Here is a 23,449-nt window from a genome sequence, read left to right as displayed (position 1 = left end):
CAAAAAGTAATTAATTTTTTCCTTGTCTAAATTATAATCTAAAATTTGAAAAAAAAGAGTATTTATATCATCATTTTTATGGTTTCAATAATTGGGTTAATTGTTATTCAATACAACTACCTGAAAATTGGTTTGAATCTGGCTCAAGTTCGGTTTAATCAAAATATTGGAAAAACCATTAAAACCATTAAATCTGATTTAGCTGATAATAATAAGCTCACTTTTTTATTGGGAAAAGCAATTACCAATGATGATACTTATTTTGATACAGAATTAGATAGTTTAAAAAATGCATCTATTTATTTTTTACATAGTTTTTTAGAAGATCGGCTTTTAGAAAATGGAATTAAAACCGATTTCTCATATAAGCTTTATGTTAGGGAGTCTGAATTAAAATTACAATCTAAAAGCTATAAAGAAAATGATGCCAAATTAAAAAAATACACAATCGATTTATTTGGATACCTCCCAAATTTAGCAGATAAAAATGTAGGTTTAGAATTACAATTCAACAAAATTAATGAGTATTTTTTATTTCAGCTAAACAGCTTAAATATACCCAGTTTTATATTTTTAGTATCCATTATTTTTATGGTTGCTTGGGTTTTAAAATCGCTTTATTGGCATCAAGGCATTATTACAATGACTAATGATTTTATAAATAATCTTACGCATGAACTTAAAACTCCCGTTTTTTCAATTGGTTTGGCAACAAAAATGTTACAACAACAAGAAAATGAAAAAAATAAAATCTATATAGAAATTATTAGAAACCAAAACAATCGCTTAAAAGAACATATAGATAAAGTACTTCAATTATCAAGTTTAGATAAAAAAAGTAATGCCTTACAATTTACTAAAACAGCTTTCACTCCTCATTTAAAAAAATTATGCGAAGAATTTAGTGCTATTTCAAAAATGGAAGATGTAACATTTACCTACCAAATTACAGATAAACCTTATACTTTAAATTGTGAACTAATGCATTTAATAAATGCAATTAATAATTTATTAGATAATGCAAAAAAATACAAATCTGCTTCATCAAAAATAGTACTCCAAAGTGAGCAAAAAAACAACAAACTACATATCTCTATTAAAGATAATGGTATAGGTATTCATAAAAAGGATCAACAGAATATTTTTAAAAAACATTTTAGAGTTTCTTCTGGCGATTTATATACAGTAAAGGGATATGGATTGGGTTTAAATTATGTAAAAAAAATTGTAACGTTGCATAAAGGAACAATTGATTTAGAAAGTGAATTGCAAAAAGGAACCACAATTACAATTAAATTACCATTGGTTAAAACCTAAATAAGTTATGGAATATAAACTGCTTTTAGTTGAAGATGATGCTTCATTAGGATATTTACTTAGTGAATATTTAAAAATGAAAAAATTTTCAATTGTTTGGGTGAAAAATGGAAATAATGCATTAAAAATACTTGAAGAACACCAATTCGATTTGTGCATACTAGATGTTATGATGCCCGATATGGATGGCTTTAATTTGGCCGAAAATATCAATCAAAAAAATAGTTCAATTCCGTTTTTATTTTTAACAGCCAGATCTTTAAAAATTGATGTTTTAAAAGGTTTTTCTTTAGGGGCTGTAGATTATATTAGAAAACCAATTGATGAAGAAGAACTTGTAGTTAGGTTAAATAATTTGCTTTATATTTTAGCTAAAAAAAACACCTCCCAAAAAGAACTTTATAAAATTGGCTTATATACCTATAATCCTCTTGACTTTGAGTTATGTTTTGAAAATGAAAATTGGCAACTAACCTCACGAGAAAGTGAACTTTTGGTGTATTTACTAAAAAATAAAAATCACATTTGTAAACACAAAGATATTTTAACTACCATTTGGGGTAAAAATGATTATTTCAATAGAAAAAGTTTAAATGTATTTGTAACACGACTAAGAAAACTATTAAAAAATGATCCTACAATTAAAATTGTAAATATTCACAACCAAGGTTTTAAATTAATAAACAAATAACTATTTTAAAGAAAAAATTATTGATTGATATGGCTGTAATAAAACAGTTTGATCTTTAAATATAGATTTTTCATAATAAGCAAATACAGTTTAAATTATTGAACACTCTAAGTTATAAGTTTTTGATTTTTTTATGACACTGAAATTCACAAATGTGCAGTATAATTACCCGAAATCGTTATCGATTTCTTTAAAAAACTTACTACATATATTCTTTAAAAGTTATTTTAAATTAAAAAACCCCATTTTTAAAAATGGGGTTTTTTAATAATTTATTAGCTGTTTTTATTTCCTTATTTAGAAAGGTTTAATTTTTTCGCTACAAAATATCCAACTTTTTTACCTTGATCTAAACCATTATCTATTGCTGCTCTGTAATGTATACCTCCATACAATCTGCTTACTGCAGCTTCACTTGATGCATTGTAAAATGATTTAAAATTTCTAACTGGTAAACCAAAAGGTATTTCAGTATCGTCTTCAAAATAGAAATTATCTCCAAAAATTTCAGTTAAAATAACAGATGCAGCCCCTGAAACAACTGAATGTCCGCTTGTATATTCCGGAAAAGGAGGTGTTTGTAAAATAGGCAACCAATCTGGATCAATATTTTGATTTATAACAGTTTCAGGCCGAATAAGGTTACTTCTAAATTTCTCATCCCAACAACTTATAAAAGCATCTGCAATAGCAATTGAAGTTTTTGTGTATGCATTTACTGTTTGTTCAACGTTTGCATTTGTTTTTAATGATGCTATTTTAGTAATTCCAATCCAGTGCGCACCCGGAGATATTTTTTTTGTAGCAAACATAAAATGCCCTCTTGTTACGGATACAAATGGATTACAATCCCAAAACCTTGCAATGGCAATCTCTTCAGATTCATCACCCGTTTTGGTAATTTCTTTACTAACATTATAAACTTCCATTAATTCTTCATAGAATTTGGACCCCTTCACTAAGGAAAATTCCGGATGTGATTCTGGTTTAAATTGTTGAGCAGAATCTAATAAAAAGGGCCTAATTTTATTCCAATGTGGTTCAATACCATCCATATAAGTTGGTGGTGTTGGTTGCCAGCGTGATGGATCATCTGTATCAACGGTAAACTTAGGCATTGTTCTAGTTTGATTGTAGTTGTCTTTATCCATCCATTCCTTAATATGCTTTATAACCTCAAAGGCATAGTCCTTAGATTGTTCAAACTCAACTTTATTGGTAATTTTCCATTCATTATATAAACTATCTTGTAATACCGTAATTCTATCTTCAGAAAAAATTAATTTTTTACTTATTTCCATATGGGCTATAAGTGCCGATAGTTCTAAATTAATTCCCTTTAAATCTTCCGGTTTTGGAATAGGTGTAAATTCGTTTAGTTTTCCATTTAAAGATTGAAATTCTGAACTATTTTGTACTATAATTTCATACGCTGCAATATTTGGATATGCAAATACTCTACTTGCTACCGGAGGCGAAAAAATATCATGTATCATAATATTAATAACCTTATCAACTGACATATGGAAAAGTTCAGGAGATACTTCTATGTGCTCAGCTGGCTTATTACAACTAGCCAAAACACCAATAATTATAAATAAATAAATTTTAGTTTTTAAATGTTTCATTCTTGTTAACTTTCTGTTTTTTTGAATTTACAATATATGACTTCCCGTCATTTGATATTATTAAAAAAGAATCTTCTTTTAATTTTACAATTTTTCTGCCACTAAATTTTTTTGGAAGATTTAAGGAACTCTCATACTTAAAACTGTCATTTTCATGAGATGCTATTATACCTCCAGAATTAGAGGAAGATTCTCCCAATTCAGTTGTAAATCCATAATAGTTACCAGTAAAAAGTATTTCCTCATTATTTACTAAAATATCTTCAACAGTACTTAACTGTGCTTCTTTTGGTAAAGGTGACTGTATAAAATTAGCACTGTTGTTTAAATATACCATAGATCTCAATTCATAAATATATTTGGTTTCTAAAATATCTGATTCTTTTTTTTGTGTAAGATCAAATACGGTTTCTACATTTGAGAATGTGCTGTAGTTTAAAAATTTCTTTTTTAACGATGGTAGTTGTTGCATAAGCTTATCTTTTGAGGCAAATGGCACATATTTTCCAAAATAGTCATAAAAAATAAGCTGATCTAATTGCTCATTAGCATCAAAATCATCTAAATATAATTTCACAGGTTTTTCAATTGAAGCTTTCCACTTAAAATTTAACCCTGTATTTCCAGCAATTATATCCAATCGTCCATCATTATTTATATCTGAAACATTAATAACATTCCACATACCATTGGTTTTATCTAAACCAAATTGTTTTGTTTTATTATCAAATTTGCCCTCCTTATTATAAGATAAAACTGTAATTGGCATCCAATCTCCTGCCATAATTAATTCTACTTGTCCATCACTATCAATATCAATCCATTGACTATCGGTTACCATCCCAAATCGTTTTTTCTCTGTAATTTCAAAACTGTTTTGACCCTTATTTTTTAGAATAAAACTAAATGGAGATAGGCCATATGCGCCGGGAATTGATCTGTTTCCTATAAATAAATCTTCCAATCCATCATTATCATAATCAAAACTAGAAACTGAACCTCCATTAGTTGCTAAGAGGTTAGAATTAAGTTTGGTAAAGTTTCCTTTTCCATCATTAATATAAACTCTATCTTCAAGCATTGGATCACCTTCTTTATGGTCGTTTCCACCACTTAATGCATAAATATCTAGATCATTATCACCATCAATGTCAAAAGCCACAGCATCAACATCTTCATAAATATTATCTTTCAAAAAAACAGGTGTATTTTTAATCTTATATTCACCCTCTTTATTTTGCAAGTACAATACCGGAGCTTGATTTCTAGCTCCACCAATAAATAAATCATTCAATCCATCTGCATTAAAATCTGCCTGAATAACAGATGGACCTTCAATTGAAAGGTTTTCTGGAATTAAAGCCTCTCTTTCATAATCTAAGTAATTATTTTCTTTATGAACATAATCAAATTGATTAAACTCGATTTTTGGTGCCGAATTATAATTATATTTTGAAGTATTTTCTTTAGAGATAGTAACAAGTGAATTGACATTTATTTCTTTAACAGCGGATTCCGTTCCATCATTCCAAACAACTTTAATAGAATCAACAGATGTCAATTTATCCAAACCAAAATGCACTTGTCTTGTAGAACTTGATAAAAATCCTTTTACAGTTGTTTGCTCTTTGTAAAATTGTTTTCCATTTGCATATAAATATACTTTTGCACCATTTGTATTTATACTTTTATTAGATTCTAAAAGATTAACCGTTAAAAAATTAGGGCCATTTTCTTGAGCTGTTTTGTTTTCTAAAAGGGTAGCTTTATCATTTATATTATTAACAACAATATCTATATCACCATCTAAATCTAAATCTGAATACGCTGCCCCATTTGAATAGGTACTCGTGTTATTTTGGTCTACAAGCGTTTTTTGAAATGTCAAATCTCCATTGTTTTGAAATAACACATTTGGTAAGTTAATCATTGGCATTGTGTTAATTAACTTTTGCTCTAAGGTATCTTGTAAATTTTCAGTGTATTTGGCAAAATCCAAATTACTAAGGTAATTTATATAATCTAAATCGTTAGGCCTTTTGTATATTCCGTTAGTTATATAAATATCATTTAAACCATCATTATTATAATCCATAATTAATGGTGACCAACTCCAATCAGTTGCATGTGTTTCAGTAATTAATGCAGCATCAACAAAATATTTTCCATTGTTTAATTGCAAATGATTTCTTGCATATTGCTGCTGAAAACCAAAAGATTTTTTTATTTGATTTATTTTATCAGTATCCTCACCTCCAGATTTTAAAAATATTTCCGCTTTATAAGGCATCATATCTAAGGTAATCACATCCAAATTTCCATTATTGGTAATGTCTGCAATATCAACTCCCATTGTAAATCTTGAAGTATGATTAAAATATTTTGCACTTTCTTCAGTAAATGTTTTATCTCCATTATTTATATACAGATAATCATTTTCATGAAAATCGTTTCCAACATAAATATCAATAAAACCATCATTATTAATATCTGAAGTAGCTATTGCAAGCCCATAACCTAGTGGGCTGTTATAAATTCCAGCATCTTTAGTAATATCAATAAATTTAGTTGTACCGTTCTTTGTTTTATTTTCATAAAAAACATCTCCGGAAAGAGGATCTGACTTGGTTCTTAAATTTGAATTCCCGTATGAATATGTTGAATGAACAGAATGATTTAGTAAATACATATCCATATCACCATCTTTATCATAATCAAAAAATGACGCTTGTGTTGAAAACCCAGAAAAATTTATTCCAAAATCCTTAGCTTGTTCTTTAAATGTATTATCTCCGTTGTTTATATACAATTCATTACTCGCTTTTAGCCCCTTATAATCGCCAACTTTGCAAACATAAATATCTAAAAATCCATCATTATTTACATCTACCATAGTAACTCCAGTAGACCATGTTGCCTCCTGACTTATTCCGCTGGCTAAAGAGATATCTTTGAATTTTAAATTTCCTAAGTTTAAATATAACTTATCTGGTTTTTGATTTGCGGAAAGGTAAATATCATCCAATCCATCATTATTCACATCTCCTATAGCAACTCCCCCACCATTATAATAATATAAATATTCAATTATATTTAATGTGCCGCTTGACACTAAATCATTTGAAAAATCAATGCCTGAAACACCAGAATCAACATTTGAAAAAGCTGCATTTTCTCCGCTACTTACTTCTTCATTCGTTTTGTCTTGCTTTTTAGAGCAACCAACAATTAGTAGAAAAATAAAGACTATTCTTTTTATCATATTAATAATTATAAACCTCTAATGAGTCGTTATTTTTAGTTATAAAAATTCTATTATTTACTATTTTTATATCTCTTATTTGTCCATTAATTTTTAAACCATTCCCCGTTTTATGGTATTTAAATTTGGCATTTCCCATATTCTCTAAATAATTACCAAAAGATGCATCATATCTTCCAAATTCCGGCATTACACCATCTAAATTTCCTCCTAAAATGATGTCTTGGTCTCCATCATTATCAAAATCATTAATTGTTATAGCATATACGGGAGAAAATTGAGTTTCAAAAGGCAATTCTTTTACTTCAAAATTAAAATCTCCTGTATTTATTAAAATAACCGAACTTAAGGTATTTGCTTCTAAGATTATACTTTTATCTAATTGCTCTTTGGTAAAAATATCTTCAATTGAAGCATTTTTAAAAGATTCATAATCTGGATATTTTTTACTTAAATATTTTAATTGATCTACCAAATTGTGTCTTAAAGCATATGGATATTGTTTGCCGTTTTTAGCCGTAAACGATAAAATTGGGTCTAAAAAACTGTTTCCATCATAATCATTAACAAATAGTTTTATTGGTTCACTTACGGAAGCCTTAAATCTACTATTTAACCCATGATTTCCTACAATTAGATCCAAATCTCCATCATTATCTAAATCACTTTGTTCAATGGTATTCCACCAGCCTTTTAAATTTGATACAGAATTATTATTTGATTCCTTGAAGGTTCCTTTATTGTTTTCAAAAACCTGAATTCCCATAAACTCACCAACAACAACCAAATCTTTATAAGAATCGTTATTAATATCTATAAAAACTGCATCAGTTATCATTCCTAAATCTTTAAATTTTGGAGCAAGAGAACTCGATTCTTCTGTAAAATTACCCTTTCCATCATTTACAAGTAAAAAACCTGAACCTGGAGCCCCGTAAGCATTCGGAATAGTTCTTTCACCAATAAATAAATCTAAATCATTGTCATTATCAATATCCGCTACTGCAATTGTACTACTGCTATGATAGCCATTTAATGTAGGTAATATTTGATTTGAAACTGTAAAATTACCTTTCCCATCATTCAGGTAAAGTTTATCCAAATAATTCGGACTAAATTTTGAATACTCTACTCCTCCACTGCATACATAAAGGTCTAAATCGCCATCGCCATCTGCATCAAAAAATACGCTTTCAGCATCTTCTGCTGCCTTGTTATTTTCAAAATCGGTTATTTTACGCTCTTTAAAATGAGATTTTTTTTGCAAGAATAATTTTGATGAATTATTTTTAGACCCAGCTATAAAAATATCATCTTCACCATCATTATTAACATCAGCTACAGACATTTTAGGTCCTTCCGTACTTCTCATAAAAGGCAATAACCTATCTATATTAAAATCTATAAAATTATTTTCTTTATGAATAAAATCAATAGTGTTTTCATTTTTAGTAAAAAGAGTACTCTCACCTTTTTATTCAGAAGAATTTTCAGCAATTAAAACAGCATCTTTTTCATTTAATGTAATGGTTTTATTTACTTCAACATTATTTACTTGAGTGATTTTACCAGAAGGCCAAGTAATCATTAATGATAAACTGTCTTTCTCTTTAAATCCAAAATTTGGTCTGTTATCCATTGAAGATTGAAAACCTCTTACAGGTTGTTGCTCAAGATAAAATGAATTTGTTTTACTAGTAAGCTTTAATTTTGCACCAATGGCATTTTTATTCAATCCATCTCCTTCTAAAATTACCTTTAAATAATTATTAGCAGTATTTAAGTTGTTTTTATAAATAAACAATGGCATGTTTACATTGTTTACAATCAAGTCTAAATCTCCATCATTATCTAAATCACCATAAGCGGCACCGTTCGAAAAACCTTCTGTATTTAATCCATTTTCCGTACGTTCAAATTTTAATTCTCCCGTGTTAATATAGGCGTGGTTTTTTACTTTATTCGATGGAATTATATCGATCAGTTTTTTATAATCTAATTGATTATTTTCCATAATTGACACAATAACCTCCTCATTTGAAATATATTTTAAATAATCTTGATTGGTTAAATCTTTATAAATACCATTCGCTATAAATAAATCTTTTAATCCATCATTATTCATATCAAAAAACAATGCTCCCCAACTCCAGTCTGACGCCTCAACACCACTAAATCTGCCAACTTCACTAAAGGTTAAATCACTATTGTTTAGTTGTAACATATTTCTAGTAAACTGATGGTAATAATCATTTTTCAGATTGTATTGGTACTTGTTCCAATCTTCAAACGTTGTAACTGTTTTTAGCCTGTCATATTCACTAGGAAGCATTTCGGTTACAAATATATCATTGTAACCATCATTATTAATATCTGCAGCATCTGCACCCATAGATGCTCCACTTATAGAATTTAAAGAACTTGTTAAACATTCTTTAAAGGTTCCATCTTTTTGATTAATGTATAAATAATCTCTTTCAAAAAAATCATTAGAAACATAAATATCTTCCCAATTGTCATCATTCATATCTCCAACGGTAACACCTAAACCAAATCCAATTACGCTACCATAAATACCTGCTTTTTCACTTACATCTATAAATTTTCCATCTTGGTTTTCAAAAAATTTGTCACCTCCTAAAACATCTCTAATTGGTCGTTCATTTTTTGTTAAGTTGAAACTACCAATAGATTGGTAAGAATTATTTAATAAATAAACGTCTAAATCTCCATCCTTATCATAATCAAAAAATGATGCATGTGTTGAATAGCCTTTATCGTCTAATCCAAATTCAGCTGCCTTTTCTGAAAAAGTTAAATCACCATTATTTATAAAAAATTCATTCTGCTTATTATCACCCGTCACATCTCCAGAATTACAAACATAAATATCCAGAAAACCATCTGCGTTAATATCAACCATTGAAACTCCTGTTGACCAAGCTTTTGCACCTCCAACATTTGCTTTTTTGGTGATGTCTTCAAATTTGAAATCTCCTTTATTTAAATAAAGTTTGTTCTCATTTAAGTTTGAAGTAAGGTAAATATCTTGTAATCCATCATTGTTGATATCTCCTATTGCAACACCACCTCCATTATAAAAATTTCTGTATTTGTATACGTTAAATTCATTAGAAGAAACTAAATCATTACTGAAATTAATTCCTGTAATTTCAGGTGACAATAACTCAAACTGCTGTTTTGTTTCTTGTTTTGTTTCTTGTTTTAATACTTCCTTCTTACTACAAGAAAATAATAAAGTAAGAAAGCAAATAATATAAATATGTTTCTTCATTTTTTTTATTACTTATTCAAGTTATTAAACTTATAAGACAAATTTTCAATTATAACTGACACATCTCTATCAGATTCCTGAACCAACTGAATTTGTCTGTTACCATCTACCTTTACAAAAATATTATTTTTAACATTAATAAAAGGATTTCCTGGATACCACTTCATCAAAGTATCTTGAACTTTTGGTAGCAATTTATCTGCCATCAAATCATCATTCCAAGGAGCCCAAGCCACATATGAGAACTTAACATCCATTGATGTAATAATATCATCAGGGTTAAATTTTGCATAAAATAACATTCTTATATTGTCTGTTAATTTTGTGGAATCTTGAGTGCTTAAAATTGCTTGAACATAGCTGTTTGTCGGACCATGAGTGGCGATTCCTTCTTTGTTAAGATCCCAACAAATCTTATAAAAATCATCTTTTGTTTGTCCAAATTTTAAACCATAAAAAACAGAATCATTTAGCTTACCACTTGCAAGCTCCGTTTTAACTAGTTTTGTATATTCCGACTGACAGGAATATGTAAAAAGAATTAATATTAAAAGAAATATCTTATTTAAGCCTTTTAATTTCATATTTAAATATTTTTGTTTTTTTATATAATATATGAAATCACTAATTGTTTTTTGTTTCAATTTTTACATTAGTAATTTCATGAATTTTTAAACTATCATTATTAATAGTAGTTAATAAATAATTTTTTTTATTGATTTTATCAATATTAAAATCTCTTATTTGACCTTTTATTTTTAGCGGAATTACATTCTTAAATTTCAGATTTTCATCTCCATACACCAACCAACCTTGTGATGCATCTTGTCGTCCAAATTGTGGCTTAACTAAATATTGATTTCCTCCAAACAAAAGATCTAAATTCCCATCGTTATTTATATCAAATACTTCAATAGCTTCAACATTTGAATATTGAATTTCATTAGGTAATTTTTGAGCAATAAATGTATTGTTTTTATTAATAAATAAGGTAGTATTTACAACTTTAACATCTAAAATAACTGCTTTTTCCAATTGGTTTTTGGTGAAAATTGATTGCATATTTGCATTAGCGTAATCTTTATAGAATAAAAGCTTTTGCTTTAAACTTGCTATTTGGGATACCAGCTCATCTCTATCAACAATTGGATAGTAATTATTATCCTTTTTATGGCAAATGATTTGCTCTATTGTTCCATTGTTATCAAAATCTGAAATATAAATTCTTGTTCCTTCCTTAAAAAAGGAGTTTGTTCCTTTATTACCAGCTATAAAATCTAAATCTCCATCAGCATCTAAATCTGCCATCTTTATAGTTTTCCAATACCCAGAAGTTTCACTTAATCCAAATTCTTCAGTTTTATTTTCTAAAATACCATTGTTATTTATAAAAATTGAAATAGGCATCCATTCACCTACAATTATAAGATCTTTTATCCCGTCATTATTTAAATCTTCCCAAGTAGCATCTGTAATTAGTCCAATATTTTGTAAAGACTCTGGATTCAATATTTTGAATTTATTTTCACCTTTATTCTCCAATATATATCCGCTTGTTGGAATTCCATAGGTTTCAACCTTAAAGCGCTCACCTATAAAAATATCTGTATCTCCGTCTTGATCAAAATCATATGCTGCAACTGTTGAAGTGCTTATTAATGAATTAAATTTTAACGACTCAATATTTAAACTGAAATTTCCCTTCCCATCATTTATATACAATCTATCATTTAATGAAAAATCAAATTTAGAAAATGATTTTCCGCCACTGGCAACGTATAAATCTAGATCCCCATCATTATCACTATCAAAAAAAACGGCATCAGTATCTTCCGACTTTGAATTTAAATTAAACGGTTGTGCAATTTCTTTGTAGGAATTATCTTTTTGGGAAATAAATAATTTTCCTCCGTGCCCTTTGGCGCCACCAATATAAAAATCTGGGTTTCCATCATTATTTATATCAGCACTAGCAATATTTGGGCCTTCATTATTAAACATTTCTGGCAATAGTTGTTCTCTATTAAAATCAACTGAATTATTTTCTTTATGTTTAAAATTAAAGAGTTTGGTAGATTTATTTAGCGGATTATAATTGGTTAAATAACTGTTTTTTATATTTTCAATAGGAATATCATTTGGTTGACTGAATGTATACGTTTTATTTGTTGCCAAATTTTCAAACTTATTTATAAATCCATTTGACCAGGTAATTATTAAACTATCAATTAAATTAGAATTATTAACCCCAAAAAGTAAATCGCTCGAAATTGAACTTTCGAACCCTCTTGAAGGGAAATTTTCTAACATGCTATATTGATTTTGGTTGTAAAATATTTCTGCTTTTGCTCCAATAGCTTGTGTGTTTTTATCTATTCCTCTTAATTTAATGGTAATACTTTTATGCTGAGTTGTATCCGTTTTATTTTCATAAACAAACGCTGGCATGTTTACATTATTAACCACCAAATCCAAATCTCCATCATTATCTAAATCTCCATAAGCACTCCCATTACTAAAACTTGGTTCTGCCAAACCCCATTCTTTTGACTGGTCTGAAAACTGGAAATCACCTAGATTTTTATAGGCTACATTTGGCACAGGTTGAGAGGGCATAAGGTCGATTAATTTATTCATGACTTGTTTGTCATTTTTTATCATATCCTTTATCTGCTCTTCATTCGCCATATAAACCAAATAATCTCTATCCAGCAAATCTTTATAAATACCATTACTTATAAAAATATCTTTTAAACCATCATTATCAGCATCAAATAATAAGGAAGCCCAACTCCATTCTGTTGCTGCAACATTTGAAAAACGGCTTACTTCAAAAAAAGTGCTATCCCCCATATTTCTATGCAAGGCATTTCTGGAAAATTGATAATGATAGCCATTTTTTACTTCCATATCGTATTTATTCCAAGATTCAAAAAGAGTTTTTGTACGTTGTCTTTCTAATGTTTTTGGTAACATTTCCGTTACCATAATATCTGTTTTGGAATCGTTATTTAAATCGGCTGCATCTGCTCCCATGGAACCCATAGAAATGGATTCAAACTGATATTCTAAGTTTTCTTTAAAGGTGCCGTTTTTTTGATTGGTATAGAGATAATCTCTCTCAAAAAAATCATTTGAAATAAAAACATCGGGCCAAGTATCATTATTATAATCGCTCACCGTAATTCCCAAGCCAAATCCAATTGAACTAGAAAATACATTTGCTTCTTGAGTTACGTCAACAAAATAATCGTTATCATTTCTTAGAAATTTATTTCCAGTATCTGTTGGTAAATTTCTTTGATCTTTAATTAAGTCATAATTTCCTACCGCTCTTATAGAATTGCTTAATAAATAACAATCTAAATCCCCATCTTTATCATAATCGAAAAAATTGGCTTGAACAGCCAATCCAGTAATATCTAATCCGTATTTTTTTGATTGTTCTGAAAAGGTTAAATCTCCATTATTTATAAATAATTCATTATGCCTGTTACTATCATCACTTGGAGGACCAGCCTTACAAACGTAAATATCTAAAAAACCATCATAATTAATATCTACAAATGTGACTCCTGATGACCAAACATTTTCACAGGCTATTCCTGCATTATCTGTTATATTTTCAAATTTCCAATTACCTTTATTCAAATACAACTGGTTATCTACTAAGTTTCCAGTAAAAAAAACATCTAATAATCCATCATTATTAATATCTCCCAAAGCCACACCTCCTCCGTTATAAAAATTTCGGTAAGTGTATGGGTTCAATTCTTCCGAATATTTTAACGTGTTTTTAAATGTAATACCAATAGAATCATCTTTTAAAGTAAACAAACCTTGTTCCGCAGAATCAGAATTACAGGATATTAAAACGTAATTCAAGATTACAAAAAACAACAAATTTTTCATCAAAATTAATAAATTTAAAAAGGGACACTTTTGTAAAAGTATCCCTTTTTTTTAATAATACTTAAGAATTTAAGCTTAATAACCTGTATTTTGTGTTAAAGATCCACTACTAGCATCAATTTGCTCTTGTGGTATAGGGAATACGTTTCTAAATGGTTGAGAAGCTGATTTTTCCCACCAAGCATCATTAAATTTACCAAAACGAATTAAGTCTTGACGACGTGTAACTTCCATAAACATTTCTCTACCTCTTTCAGCTAAAAAGCTATCTTCGTCTATAGAAGATAATGCTGACACACCAGCTCTAGCTCTAATAGTATTTACATCAGTTAAAGCCATACTCCAGTTACCTGCAGATCTAGCATCAGCTTCAGCACGTATTAGGTATAAATCTCCTAATCTTATAATCGGATAATCATTATCCATATTATCTTGCTGACCTTGTCTGAAACTAAATTTACCCAATCTAGCACCACCTTTTCTAGATGCATTTGGCTCAAGTTCATTAATATCAACTGTATAATCCAAAGCTAAATCTCCACCAGTTGCAGCGTAATCTAATATAACTGAACCTTCATAATCAGATTGTGGACCAACAATGAAGTTTGCTGTTTTTCTTTCGTCAGAATTCTCATAAGAATTATAAAAATCTTCTAAAGCAGAATATCCATTCCAAGGTTGATTTGCAAGGTTCCAAGTAAACTGACTAGAATAATGCAAACTCATTTGAGCGAAATTCATGTTTCCACCTGAAATATTATCATAAGCAATTGACCATATAATCTCTGGATTATTTTGGTTATTAGGTGCAAATACAGCAGCATATCCTGACAATTCATCTGGATCTGAATCTACACTAGGTCTTTTACCTGGGTTAGGAACAGAAAACCCTGAATCACTTAAAACATAACCACCATTATCAATTGCATAACCAGCAGCAGCAGAAGCTTCAGCATATCTAGAAGTTCCAGTATATACTTCAGCGTTTAAATATAATTTAGCTAATAAACCTAAAGCTGCAAATTGATTAATTCTATAAGGCGTTTGACCAGTTCCTAATGGGCTTGCAGACAAATCCATTGAAGCTGATACACTTGCTATACCTAAAGATGCTAATAATTCACTTTCAACAAAGTTAAAAACTTCAGTTCTTGAAGATTGAGGTGCATCTGCACCTGGTGTAGTTACAATTTTTACTCTACCATATAAATCTAGTAAACGGTAGTAAAAGAAAGCACGTAATGCCTTTACCTGAGCTGTTTGATTTGCATCCAAACTACCTGCAGCTAAAGCCGTATTACAAGCTCCAATAGCAGCATATTGCGCTCCCCAAGTTCCGTTAATTGGTCCATTCGCAGGTCCATAAGTATGTCTGTGCATATCAATCCAGATTCCTCCATCATACCAGTCACCACCTTTTTGAGTAATTGCCATTTCATCTGAAGATACAGATTGTATAGACCAGTACCCACCGTGATTTGCAGAACCCGATTCTCTTAATTGATTATAAGCTGAACTAACTGCATCACTAGGTCCAGAACCTCCACCGTCAAAACTTCCAAAGCTAGGTTCCTCACCATTAAATGAGTTGCCAACTTCACCAACTAAAACTTCATCTAAATCTGTACAGGCACTCACTGTAAGAAGCGCACAACACATTAAAAATAATTTATAAATATTTTTCATTGTTTTTTTAATTAAAAGTTAATATTTACACCAAACGTAATTGTTCTTGACGCAAAATAATTATATCTTCTGTCAATACCTGGTGTTAATGGATCAGAGCCTGCGTCTAAGAAATTTCCATTATCTACAGCACCTCTATCTTGTAAAGCTGGTTCTGGGTCCGCACCTGTATAATTTGTAATAGTAAATAAGTTTTGACCACTTAATGACAATCTAACATCTTTAAAATATTTATTATCTTCAGCAATATCAAAAGTATATCCTACTGAAAAATTATCCAATTTAACAAAATCAGCTTTTTCAACATACAATGAACTAAATTTAGCATTTGTTATCGTTGGTTCTGCTAAACTTGTATTAACAAAATTATAAGACCCTTGACTTCCAACTCTAGGCTCATAAAATACTCTAAAGTTATTTACTAAGCTATGTCCAAATGCTCCTCTAAAGAATGCATTCACATCCCAGTTTTTAAATGTAAGTGTATGCGACCATCCTAACTCAAAGTCTGGAATACCTTTTCCTAATTTAGCTAAATCACCATCAATTACACCATCTTCATCAGCATCAATAAGATTTCCAATTATTTGAGATGTTTGAGCAGCATCCGTATTACCATCACCATTTACATCAGCAAATACTTGGCTACCGTCAACTATTTCACCAGTCCAAACAGCTCCATAAATTTGACCAATTTCTTCACCTGGCGCTACTAATATTACTGGAGTATCATTTTGACCAGGAGCTCCTAAAATACCTCTTAATGTAGTTGTATCAAATGAGTCTAAAGTTGTTTTATAACTCGATAAAACTAATCCAGAATTATACGTTAAGTTTTCTTTTTTAACAATATCATAATTTAAAGCAAGTTCAAAACCTTTTGTAGATAAATCACCTCCATTTTCAACACGAGATCCTGTAGGATATACAGCAACATCAACTGTTCTTTCTAAAATGAAGTCAGATACTGTACGCGTATATAAATCTAATGTTGCGTTAAAACGACCCGCTGAATATTCAATACCAAAGTTAGTTTCTGCTTTCTCTTCCCATTTTAAATCTGGGTTTGCATCCGTATCTTGGTTCGTGCTTAATAAATCTGATGCAGGACTATATCTTGCAAAGGCCAAACCATATTGGGATGGCAATGATCCTGTTACACCATATCCTAAACGAACTTTAAATAAGTCTGTATTATCTAGTTGTAAGTATTTATTTAAATCAACACCTAAACCAAAAGCTGGAAAAGTTCCCCATTTGTTATTTTCTCCTAATTTAGTTGACCCTTCTCTACGTACAGATGCATTAAAGTAAATGGCATCATCAAATGTAGCACTCACTCTACCAAAATATGCAATAATTCTTTGTTCTGGAGATCTATCACTGTTTATCTCAATTTGACCAGCGTTAATTTGATCTTGAGACCATTCTAAAGCATCTAAATATTCTAAATCGTCATTTGGAAAATCTCCTGCCGATAAGAAATAGTTATTGTAACTTTCTTCTTGCCAAGAATAACCACCGGTAAATTTCATATCTAGCTTGTCAGAAGCAGTTATATTGTAATCTCCATAGATTTCAAGTAATTTAAACCTGTCTTCACCAGAAGTTAATCTTGCTAAACCTTTACGTGTTGGACTTGAAGCACTCCCTCTAAATAATGAAGTTGTTCTATAATACTCACTATTTGTGTATTTCTTACTTTGTTCAGAATACAACGTATTTAAAGATAAATTATCAGAAAGATTATACTTAAACTTAGCGCTGTATGTAAATTCGTTTCTACTACCTTGATTGGTGTTTTGATTATTTATTGAAACCGGATTAAAACTATCAAACAACCCTAATGTTTCAAAATATCCTCCATAAGGATCTGCATTAAATGGATAAGGAGAATCTACACCATAAACTGGAGCAGTTGGATTATAAAGAACCGCATATCTTAATGCTTCATTAAAAGCAAAATCAGAATCTCTTTTTGTATAAGAAGCGTTAAAATCTACTTTTAATTTATCATCTAAAATAGTAGTTCCAGCATTAATTCTTGTATTAAATTGGTTGAAACCACTTTTATCTAAAATACCCTGAGCATCTCTAAAGTTTGTAGAAACTCTAAATTTAGTTTGATCATAACCTCCAGCAATAGCAACATTATGAATATTTGAAACAGCATCTCTTGTTACTAAATCAGTCCAGTCAGTTCTGCTTCCTAGATCGGTACCTCCAGCAGCAGCAAATTCATCTCCGGTTAATGTATCTATACTATTACTAATAGTAGCAATTGCAACAGAACCATTGTAAGATACCTGAGTACTACCAGATTTACCAGCTTTAGTTGTTACTATAATAACACCACTAGAACCACGAGAACCATAAATTGCAGCAGCAGAACCATCTTTTAAAACAGTCATACTAGCAATATCACTAGGGTCAATATTGTTTAAAGAAGCTCCAATTACACCATCAATTACAATTAACGGTGATGAGTTTGATCCAACAGTAGAAATACCTCTTAATCGGATAACTGCATCATCATTAGGATTTCCTCCTTTATTATAGATACTTAAACCAGCTACTTTACCCTGAAGCAATTCAGAAGGATTATTGATTGTTCCTTTATTAAATTCTTCTTCTCCAACTTGAGTTACAGAAGATGTGATTTCTTTTTTAGTAGTACTACCATACCCAACTACAACAACTTCATCAAGTTGAGCGGCATCTTGTAATAACACTACATTAATATTAGATCTTCCATTAACCGAAATATTTTGAGTTGCAAAACCTACATAACTAAATGATAAAATAGCATCTGAAGCTACATTTTCAATTGAGTAATTACCGTCAAAATCGGTTTGAGTTCCTTTATTTGTTCCTTGTATTATTATATTCACACCTGGTAACGGAACACCATCTACATCTGTAACAGCACCACTAATAGTTTGCTGAACTGTTTCAATATTTTCTTTGGTATCTTCGTTTAAATTAAGTGAATTTGCATGAATATTTACAAATGTAATCGCAAATAAAAATATCGATAGCTTTATTTTTAAATGCCAATTGATTGGATTGTCTGACGAAAATCCTCTAATAATTAGTTTTTTCATATTAAAAAAATTTGTTAGTAATAATTAGGTTTAATCACATTAAAAAGTTTAATTTTTTTATCAAATTGAGAAATGTGAAATTTGTTTAGTTATAGGTATTTTTAGGTCATGTGTTGAATTTGATTTTAATATTATTTAATTGTTCTTAGTTAGATTGTTATTCACATATCATAAAATAATCCAGTCTCGTTAAAAGTTTGAAAAACGTAACATTATTATTATATGATTTAAAATTCCTTTTTACTTAATTATTTTAAATTTAAGAAAGAGATTTTACCTTTCTTTATAATTAGGCTTCCCAAATAAGTGTGATTTTTATACTTGTTACAAGATTATTTAAAAAACACTTTAACATTTATTTAAGATTTCCTAAAAAAAAAGTATTCTCACCTATATTTGTTATTATATTTTATCGAAATCGATTTCGATTATGCCGAAAACGTTTTCGATTTTTGTAATTTCAACTTAAAATTGTATATATTTAACAAGTTTATATTGTACATTAACCTAACTAAAGTTTTACATTTAACCAGTTTATAATAAATTAGAATACAATAAAAACCATACATTTAAAATCTTATTTCTAGAATAAAAATGAAACCTACAACGCTAAAAGACATTGCGATTAAATTAAACATCTCAGTTACAACTGTTTCTAAAGCATTAAAAGGTTATAGTGATGTAAGTAAAACAACTAGGGCTGCCGTATTTGAACAAGCTGAAAAAATGAATTATTCACCTAATTCAGTTGCTGTAAATTTAAGAACCAGACAGACTAAGACTATTGGTGCTATTATTCCTACAATTACGCATCATTTTTTTTCGAAGGTTATTGATGGAATTATTGAAGAAGCTGAAAAAAATGGCTATTTAGTAATAATTTTACAATCGGAAGAATCTGTAAAACAGGAAAAAAAACTTATTAAATTATTAATGAATAAGCGGGTTGATGGAATTTTAATGTCTTTAGCTGCAGATAATGACACCTCCAAACATTTGAAAAAAGTAATTGATGCTAAAATACCATTGGTTTTATTTGATAAAATTTCAAAAATATCAAATTGTTCAAAAGTTGTAATTAATGATAGAGAAGCTTCCTATAATGCAACTACATTATTAATCAATTCAGGTTGTAGAAGAATTGCTCATTTTAGAGGTCCATTAAATCCTCAAAATTCTATTGACAGATATTTAGGTTATCGGAAAGCATTAGAGGATAATAACATAGAATTTGATAGGTCTTTAATTTATACATGTAAAAATGTAACTTTTGAAGAGGGATATAAATTTGCCAAAGAGATTCATGAGCAAAACAAAGACGTTGATGCTATTTTTGCAATAACTGATCTTGTAGCGGTAGGAGCAATTGCATATCTTAATAAAGCAGGTATTAAAATTCCAGATGAAATATCTGTAATTGGTTTTAGTAATTGGTTCATGTCTGCTGTAATTTCACCACCTCTTACTACTGTTGAGCAACCTGGATATAAAATGGGAAAGAAAGCCGTAAAATTATTATTCGAAGAAATCAACTCTTCTAATAAAGGTATAGACTTTGAACCAAAAACTATTGTCTTAAAAACAAAGATTATAAAACGAAAAACTACATTTAGTTAAGTTAAAAAAAACGAAAAGTCCCGCAATTGCGGGACTTTTTTAAGCATCTTTGTCATCAATATAATATGTTGAATCATCTGGCCTAAACGCTCTGTTAAACCAAAGTGGTCGACGTTCTCCATTTGGACCAGGTGCAGGACGTGTCATTGCCATCCATTCTTTAAATATTTCATGAGATTTGTTTGTGTCTACAAAAATATCGCCATATTTTTCATCTTTACCTGGCTTTTCAATCCGTACTCGTTGATGCCAACAGTGCATACCGCTAATTGGATCTGGATGAACTGCATGTGTTATATTTTGATGAACACCTCCATCTTTCCAGAATATTCTTTTAGAATCTTTATCATCAGATTCAAAAGGTTTAATTCCTGAAATGGTATTCATTTTCCAGCCACCTTTTCCATCACCTTCAATATTTACTGTATTTGTTGCCCAACGGTTTCCTATTTTATCTTGTGGTCGGCGCCAACGCCCAATATGATGTGAACAAGCTACAACTCCAGGTTTCATACTTTGCGTAACCCAAACTTTATCTATAAAATAACCAATATCTGTATTTAATTTTACCAAATCTCCTGTTTGAAATCCCCATTTTTTAGCATCATCAGGATGCATCCAAATTGGATTCCTATTTGAAATTTCAATCAACCATTTTGAATTTCCAGAACGTGTATGAATTAATGTTGGTAATCTAAAAGTAGGAACCAATACATATTCGCCTTTTGATTTATCTAAATTATCATTATGAATATGACTTTTTATATAAGCTGGTGTTGCATATTCAGGCCATTTCCAATCGACCATGGTTTGTGAATAAAACTCATTTTTTCGTGATGGTGTTGGAAAACCAACACAGGCTTTTCCATTTACCATAACACCTATTGCTTTTCCATCTTTAGAAATCACTTCATTTACAGGATCCACTTTGGAGCCTTTCAACTGTTCTTCTGAAAGAAGTTTTTCATTCATTTTATATGAATCTCCTTTTTCAATTTCGAAGGCACCATATTTTTGCATATACTGCAATTCGGTCAATCCTTCTTTTTTAGCAGTTTCAGGTAATCCTTTTACTCTTTCAAAAATATATTGGTAATATTCGTCTATTGTAATTTTTTCTCCTGGTCTGTATGGAGATTCAAAATGTTTACGAATTCCCATACTTCCATCTGGATCAATTCTCCATGATAGTTCTATAAAGAATTCATCTTCTTCCCAAACTTCCCCTGGGTTCGCTTCATACGTTAATTTTACTGGTTTCCCATTTCTACGAGCTGCTTCTCTTAAAACTGGCTGACGAAAAGCAATCCAAGTTCCACCATGTGTAGCATAACTATTTAAATCGTGTCGTTCAGATGCTAATCCCATCGGTAGCACAAAATCTGCATAAAAAGCTGTTTCGTTCCAAGTTGGTGTTAAAGCCGCATGTAATCCAAATTTTGTTTCGTCAGAATACATTTCCATCCAAGTAAATCCATCAGGATAGGTCCAAACTGGATTGAATACTCGTGAAAAATAAACATCCATTTTTCCTCTTCCTGCTTTTAAGAAATGTGGCAATAACTGACTCATTTCAAAAAATGCTAAAGGATATTCTTTTGGAAAATGTAATTCATTCCATTTCTTTTGTGGTTTTGGTGGATTTGGTTGTGTAGGCTTGAATTTATTCCAACTATTTGGAGATGTTCCTCCTTTTGCTCCAACTGCTCCAGTTAAAGCAGTTAAAAAATGTAAACAACGAGCTACTGCCCAACCACCAAGGTTTGAAGCTCCTGCAGCACGCCAGTTATGAGAAGCGAAACGCTCTCCTGCTTCACCAATTTTGTGTGCTATTTCAACAATCATTTCAGCTTTTACACCTGATTCTTTTTCTGCAAATTCTGGGGTAAATTCTTTATATTCCTCAATCATTGCAGCAATATAATTCTCAAATGTGATTTCTTTATCTGAATGTCTTGCTCTTAAATATTCTTGCCAATTTGTCCAATTTTCTAAATACTTACGATTATATAAACCTTCCTGTAAAATAATTAAGGCCATTGCCAATAAAACGGCAGCTTCTGTTCCCGGATAAGAAGGCAACCAATAATCAGACATACTTGCCGTATTAGATAATCTAGGATCCATTGTAGCCAATTTTGCTCCTTTCATTTTACCTTCAATAATACGTTGTGCATGAGGGTTGAAATAATGGCCCGATTCTAAATGTGCCGAAACCAACAAAATAAATTTTGCTTCAGCGTGGTCTGGTGATGGTCTATCGTAACCATACCATAAATTATATCCAAAACGTGCTCCTGAAGAACAAATATTAGTATGCGAATTATGCCCATCTATTCCCCAACCTTGCAAAATCCAGTTCATGAATTTTTCATTCCCTGGTCTTCCAACGTGGTAAGCTATCTCATTATGTCTATCTTCTAAAATTGCTTTTCTAATTCTTGTAGCAATGGTATCTAATGCATCGTCCCAAGAAATTCGTTCCCACTCACCGTCACCTCTTTTTCCTTTTCTTTTTAAAGGAAATAAAATACGATCTGGATCTGTAATTTGATTGATTGTTGCAGGACCTTTTGCACAGTTTCTACCTCTACTTCCCGGGTGGTATGGATTCCCTTCAAACTTTTTAACTTCTTGAGTTTCTTTATCTATAAATGCTGTTAATCCACAAGCACTTTCACAATTAAAGCAAGTTGTTGGAACAATCTGATAGGTTTTTTTCTCTTTTTTAGGCCAAACTTTTGGGTCGTATTCAACCCAATTATCCCATTTTTCTGGTGGAGGAAAATTCTCATACATTTGAGCCACTTCTTCATCCGTAAAATGGCGCATATCATTATCAAATTCTTGATAACCTTCTTTATGTAAATTTGGAATAATTCCTAATTTTTCTGCTATTCCTTCTATAAATGATGGTTTTTTATATCCCATGACTTT

Annotated in this window: 12 protein-coding genes; 3 read left to right on the top strand and 9 right to left on the bottom strand. The window is 30.2% G+C overall.

What is annotated here, in order from left to right; translation table 11 throughout:
* Nucleotides 1–45 precede the first annotated feature (45 nt).
* Complete coding sequence (locus CHB63_RS08700; RefSeq protein WP_089378060.1) at nt 46–1,317, top strand: sensor histidine kinase; 1,272 nt, start codon at nt 46–48, stop codon at nt 1,315–1,317.
* A 7-nt stretch (nt 1,318–1,324) separates the two neighbouring features.
* On the top strand, nt 1,325–2,008 hold the full coding sequence (locus CHB63_RS08695) for a response regulator transcription factor (RefSeq protein WP_089378059.1): 684 nt from the start codon (nt 1,325–1,327) through the stop codon (nt 2,006–2,008).
* A 293-nt stretch (nt 2,009–2,301) separates the two neighbouring features.
* Here CHB63_RS08695 and CHB63_RS08690 read toward each other — a convergent pair whose 3' ends face one another.
* The 8 genes from CHB63_RS08690 to CHB63_RS08660 all read right to left on the bottom strand — a co-directional run bounded on the left by CHB63_RS08690 (nt 2,302) and on the right by CHB63_RS08660 (nt 18,895).
* Nucleotides 2,302–3,636, bottom strand: coding sequence for a vanadium-dependent haloperoxidase (locus tag CHB63_RS08690; RefSeq protein ID WP_089378058.1), 1,335 nt, complete (start codon nt 3,634–3,636; stop codon nt 2,302–2,304).
* Nucleotides 3,617–6,898 (bottom strand): VCBS repeat-containing protein, encoded by a 3,282-nt coding sequence (locus CHB63_RS08685; RefSeq protein WP_089378057.1) that lies wholly within the window; start codon nt 6,896–6,898, stop codon nt 3,617–3,619. The genes CHB63_RS08690 and CHB63_RS08685 overlap by 20 nt, the downstream gene beginning before the upstream one ends.
* A gap of 1 nt (nt 6,899) precedes the next feature.
* Nucleotides 6,900–8,270, bottom strand: a complete 1,371-nt coding sequence (locus tag CHB63_RS17310) for an FG-GAP-like repeat-containing protein (protein WP_245856872.1) — start codon at nt 8,268–8,270, stop codon at nt 6,900–6,902.
* Nucleotides 8,271–8,372: 102 nt separating this feature from the next.
* On the bottom strand, nt 8,373–10,193 hold the full coding sequence (locus CHB63_RS17305; RefSeq protein ID WP_245856871.1) for a CRTAC1 family protein: 1,821 nt from the start codon (nt 10,191–10,193) through the stop codon (nt 8,373–8,375).
* Nucleotides 10,194–10,201: 8 nt separating this feature from the next.
* Nucleotides 10,202–10,777: a hypothetical protein gene (locus CHB63_RS08675; protein WP_089378139.1), complete on the bottom strand. Its 576-nt coding sequence runs from the start codon at nt 10,775–10,777 to the stop codon at nt 10,202–10,204.
* Between the two features lie 40 nt (nt 10,778–10,817).
* On the bottom strand, nt 10,818–14,105 hold the full coding sequence (locus CHB63_RS08670) for a VCBS repeat-containing protein (RefSeq protein ID WP_089378056.1): 3,288 nt from the start codon (nt 14,103–14,105) through the stop codon (nt 10,818–10,820).
* A 75-nt stretch (nt 14,106–14,180) separates the two neighbouring features.
* Nucleotides 14,181–15,791, bottom strand: coding sequence for a RagB/SusD family nutrient uptake outer membrane protein (locus CHB63_RS08665; protein WP_089378055.1), 1,611 nt, complete (start codon nt 15,789–15,791; stop codon nt 14,181–14,183).
* An 11-nt stretch (nt 15,792–15,802) separates the two neighbouring features.
* On the bottom strand, nt 15,803–18,895 hold the full coding sequence (locus CHB63_RS08660; RefSeq protein WP_089378054.1) for a TonB-dependent receptor domain-containing protein: 3,093 nt from the start codon (nt 18,893–18,895) through the stop codon (nt 15,803–15,805).
* Between the two features lie 594 nt (nt 18,896–19,489).
* Here CHB63_RS08660 and CHB63_RS08655 point away from each other — a divergent pair.
* A complete protein-coding gene (locus tag CHB63_RS08655) occupies nt 19,490–20,512 on the top strand; it encodes a LacI family DNA-binding transcriptional regulator (RefSeq protein WP_089378053.1) in 1,023 nt (340 codons plus the stop codon).
* Nucleotides 20,513–20,551: 39 nt separating this feature from the next.
* Here the strand turns inward: CHB63_RS08655 and CHB63_RS08650 are convergent, their stop codons facing one another.
* Nucleotides 20,552–23,443 carry a molybdopterin-dependent oxidoreductase gene (locus CHB63_RS08650; protein WP_089378052.1) on the bottom strand — a complete coding sequence of 964 codons (2,892 nt, stop codon included), beginning with the start codon at nt 23,441–23,443 and terminating at the stop codon, nt 20,552–20,554.
* Between the last annotated feature and the right edge of the window lie 6 nt (nt 23,444–23,449).

Origin of the sequence: Lutibacter flavus, assembly GCF_900188355.1 — a bacterium.
GTDB classification, from domain to species: Bacteria; Bacteroidota; Bacteroidia; order Flavobacteriales; family Flavobacteriaceae; genus Lutibacter; species Lutibacter flavus.
Note: the sequence above shows the minus strand (reverse complement) of the source record. Positions and strands in the feature narration are given on the sequence as shown.